Source organism: Streptomyces sp. NPDC001002 (assembly GCF_053599215.1).
This window is the reverse complement of the sequence record NZ_JBSFLV010000318.1, coordinates 1-1206: the sequence shown is the minus strand read 5'-3', so window position 1 is coordinate 1206 and position 1206 is coordinate 1. Positions and strand designations below refer to the sequence as shown.

General features: G+C 70.0%; 2 protein-coding genes. Both read left to right on the top strand.

Going from position 1 to position 1206, the window contains the following annotated elements; translation table 11 throughout:
- Positions 1–269: NADP-dependent isocitrate dehydrogenase (locus ACWDR3_RS47805; RefSeq protein WP_450358951.1), on the top strand; the 269-nt coding region annotated here is incomplete at its 5' end.
- Positions 270–639: 370 nt separating this feature from the next.
- Positions 640–1206, top strand: a 567-nt coding sequence (locus ACWDR3_RS47800) for a PLP-dependent transferase (protein WP_450358950.1), incomplete at its 3' end; no start/stop codon positions are given.

The window sequence follows — 1206 nt, the reverse complement described above, 5'->3', positions numbered from 1 at the left end:
GCGGCATCGACAACCGCGGCAGCCACTTCTTCCTCTCCCTGTACTGGGCGCAGGAGCTGGCCGCGCAGACCGACGACGCCGACCTGGCCAAGGCCTTCGCGCCACTGGCCGAGACGCTCGCCGCCAACGAGGAGAAGATCGTCGGCGAACTGCTCGCGGTCCAGGGCTCGCCGGCCGACATCGGCGGCTACTACCAGCCCGACCCGGCCAAGGCGGCGAAGGTCATGCGTCCTTCGACCACCTGGAACGAGGTGCTCGCGTCCCTGTGACGCCCGCCTGATCTCGTACGCAGCCCCGGCCGGGTCCTCCTGGCCGGGGCTGCGGCGTTCCCGGGCCCCGGGCCCGACCGCCGTACCGGATCGCGAAAGCCAGTACCGGATCACGAAAGCCCCGTACCGGTTCATGAAGGCTCTGTGTCACGCGTGACGGGACGCTGGTCCGCGCCGATCATCCGTGGTTCGCTCGTCGTATGACGGTGCTCGTGACCCGGCGCCACGTCGACTACGTGCGCGTGACCACCACTGCGTGTTGTGCCGTGAGCTGACGCTCCCCTCCGGCCCTTCCCTCACCCTCCGCTGCCGTGCCCTCGCGTGCTCCAACGCGTGCGCCGGCATGCCCCTTTGCACGAGGAGCAGCACCATGAGCCAGCCCATCGACTCCGTCACCGCCGGTCACACGCCCGAGGACGAACCCGCGGGCCCCGACACCTCGGCCTGGTCCTTCGAGACCAAACAGATCCACGCGGGAGCCACGCCCGACCCGACCACCGGTGCCCGCGCGACGCCGATCTACCAGACCTCGTCGTTCGTGTTCCGAGACACCCAGCACGCCGCCGACCTGTTCTCGCTCGCCGAGCCCGGCAACATCTACACGCGCATCCACAACCCCACCCAGGACGTCTTCGAACAGCGCGTGGCCGCCCTTGAGGGCGGTGTCGCGGCCGTGGCGCTGTCCTCTGGACAGGCGGCGGAGACCCTGGCCATCCTCACGCTGGCCGGCGCGGGCGACCACCTCGTCTCCAGTACGTCGCTGTACGGCGGCACCTACAACCTCTTCCGGCACACGCTGCCGAAGCTCGGCATCGAGGTGTCCTTCGTGGACGACCCGGACGTCCCCGAACACCCTGCACGGCCTCGTCACGGACTTCTCCGAGCTGGCCTGGGAGCTGGTCGACGCCTTCTGGCCGGGCGCCCTCACGCTCGTCGC